Raw genomic sequence first — 3,001 nt, 5'->3', positions numbered from 1 at the left:
ACCCCCTCCTCCGCTGCGCAGCCAGCCGCCCTCCCCGGCGGCCAGGGACGGCCGCACAGCCGCCTAGCCCCGCTGACCGCGGCACCGCCACATACCCGCCAAGCCGCCGCCCTCCAGCGCCGCCCCAGGGCAGTCGCAGGGGCGCGACCTGGCGCGCATTGCCGGGTACGAAAAAAGCGGCGTGCCGATGCCCGGCGCCGCCGCTTCCCTGCCGAAGCCGCTCATCCGGTCTCCAAGGACGAAGACAGCACCATGGAGCGCGACGGGGAAGTATCCGGTCGACCGCCGCGCCGCGTGACAGGCGTCGGCCGCAGCGTGGCGCGGCGCGGTCAAGCCTGGCGTGACGCGCGGCCTCACCGCCGCCAGCGCGCCAATCCCTGCGCGTCCAGCCAAGCGATGACGAAGCCTGTGGCCCCCCTTCCTCCATCGTGAAGCGGACCGAGGACAGCGAACCTTTCGGTGCATTCTCGCCGAGCGGGGCGAGAGCGAAGACATCGCCGTCCCAGGGCGCCAGGGGATGGGGTCGTCGCTGCGGCCCCAGCAGGATCGCCAGCTTGCCGTCGGCCGTCACGATCTCGGCCGGGCCGAAGAAATCGCTGTCATAGCGCCCGGCATAGGCCTCCGCGGCGCGCGGCGGTTCTGGCGTCGCGGGCGGTGGGCCGCCGGCCAGGTCGCCTACCGGGGCATAGAGCCCCTGCATCCGCCCGTTGAAGGCGGCGAACCAGTCGCGCAGCGGCGCGCCGAACTGCGCCGTGTCCGTCAGCGTCGCCGCGATCGCCTCGGCCGCGCCGACTGGGCCGCCATTGGTCAGCACGACGACGCCGAGATCGGCCGAGGGCAGCAGCTGCACATGCGTCCCCGCGCCCAGCAGGAAGGCGCCGGAATGGCTCATGACCGGATGCCCGCCCGGCGTCACGCCGATGTTGAAGCCATAGCCATACGCGGCGGGGCGGGCGGCGGCGACCGGCGGCAGCCCGTCCAGCACCTGCGGCACCAGAGCGGGCAGCAGCGCCGCCTCGGTCAGCAGCGGCGGCTGGCCCGGGCGGTGCGGCCGCAGCAGCAGCTTCATCCAGGCCGCCAGGTCCAGCACCGTGGAGGACACGCCGCCCGCCGGCGACTGCGCATCGGCATCGCGGTCGTAGAGCGGCTGGAAGCGCCCGTCCTGCAGCACATGCAGCAGCGCCCGGTTGTCGCGCGCCAGCAGCTCGGCATGGCGCGCGCTGGTGGCCTGCATGCCGAGCGGCCGGAACAGCGCCCGCGCCGCCAGGTCCTCCCACGCCGCGCCAGCGGCGGCGGCGACCGCCTCGGCGGCGATGGTGAAGCCGAAATTGGCGTAGTGGTAACGGCGGCGGAAGGGATCCAGCGGCGCCAGCCGCAGCCGCTCGATGATGGCGCCGCGCGGATAGCCCAGATCCTCCAGCGCGTCGCCGATGGTGGCCTGGGCGGCGACCTGCGGATCGCTCAGCTGCAGCCCGGGCAGGTGGCGCCGCACTGGGTCATCCCAGGACACGCGCTCCGCGGCCACCTGGGTGGCCACCACCGTCGCCGTCACCGGCTTCGACAGCGAAGCAATCTGGAAGACGGTCTCGGCCGTCACCGGCGCCGTGCCGCGGTTGTCGCGCAGTCCGAAGCCGCGGGCGAAGACGGTGCGGCCGCCCTGCACCACGGCCACCGCCGCCCCGGGCACCCCGGACCGGTGCAGGACGGCCTGGACGGTGACCGGCAGCCGGGCCAGCGCCCGCTCCAGCCCACCCGGGGCCAGGCGCAGGGCGTCCTCGGGCGGGGTCGGGCCGCGCTGGATGCGGGCGGCCGGGTCGTGCGGGGCCTGGTCCGGGTGGCAGCGCAGGAAGGGGAGAATTCTCACGCGGTGCTTCTCCGATGGCGGCGCCTGCCGCGCCGGATGTGACGATGGCCTGGGGATCACTGCAGGGAGCGAAACGGAATTTCGCCATGCGAAAACCGACGCGAAATCGGTTCGAATCTCTTGGCATCCCAACAATATCATCGGCATATGATTGCGAATAGGCAACTTTTTAAGCAGCGCAAAGAGCCGGCGCGCCCGGCGGGGGGAGCGTCCAATGTCCAGGGGCAAGCGGGCTGCGATGGCCCGGGCGTCGTCGCGCGCGGTCGCCGCGGTGGCGAAGGACCGGCGGCTAGGCCTACTACTGGGGGCCTGGGCGGCGGGGCAGGCGCTGCTGCCGGGCACCGCCCAGGCGCAATGCTCGCTGGGCGGCAATCCGCCGCCGCCGCCGCCAGTCCAGGCCGATTATGCCAACCAGAGCTTCGGCCCGACCACGCCGCAGACCCCCTATGGCGTCGCCTCGCAGGGCCAGGCCGGCTGCCCCGGCATCGATGGCGGCGATGGCGGCCGGCCGGCCGGCAGCCCGGGCCAGGACGGCGCGCAGATCACCGGCAGCAACACCGGCCTGACCATCATCGGCGGCGGCAATCCGGATTCAGGCCTGCAGACCTATGGCGCGCCGATCGCCAGCAGCGGTGGCGCCGGCGGCCAGGGCGGCGCCAGGGCCTCGGAGACCGGCGAGGCGACCGGCGCCCGGGGCGGCGCCGGCGGCGTGGTCACCATCGGCTTCGAGGGCCGCTTCGTCGCCGATCCTGGGTCTGGGCCAGCCGGCATCGGCCTCGACCTGGTGTCGCGCGGCGGCGTCGGCGGCCGCGGCGGCGACAGCGGCACGGCAGGCATCTTCTACAAGGACGCCTCCGACGGCGGCGGCGGCGGCGCGGGCGGCGCCGCCTCGCTGACCGCCACCGGCACGGTGCTGGCGCTCACCGCCGGCGTCCGCGTGCGCTCGCTCGGCGGCGCCGGCGGCGATGGCGGCGTCGGCGCGACCGCCGACCTCTTCGACACCACCCTGGGCGGCGATGGCGGGGCGGGGGGCGCTGCCGGCGGCGCCACGCTGCGCTGGACCGGCGGCGCGATCCAGGCCGGGCTGCATGGCCTGCTGGCGGTGGCGGAGGGCTGTCTCTCATACACACCTCCGAG

Annotated in this window: 1 protein-coding gene and 1 pseudogene; one reads left to right on the top strand and one right to left on the bottom strand. The window is 74.7% G+C overall.

The genetic code is table 11. The features are described from left to right. On the bottom strand, window positions 1-1,864 hold a 1,864-nt coding region (locus tag BKE38_RS05860), incomplete at its 3' end, for a serine hydrolase domain-containing protein (protein ID WP_076956430.1). Between the two features lie 214 nt (window positions 1,865-2,078). Here BKE38_RS05860 and BKE38_RS05855 point away from each other — a divergent pair. Then, a pseudogene (locus BKE38_RS05855) lies at window positions 2,079-3,001 on the top strand (hypothetical protein); the annotation flags it as partial.

Origin of the sequence: Teichococcus deserti (assembly GCF_001982615.1) — a bacterium.
GTDB lineage: Bacteria > Pseudomonadota > Alphaproteobacteria > Acetobacterales > Acetobacteraceae > Pseudoroseomonas > Pseudoroseomonas deserti.
This window is presented reverse-complemented; position numbering and strand designations above follow the sequence as displayed.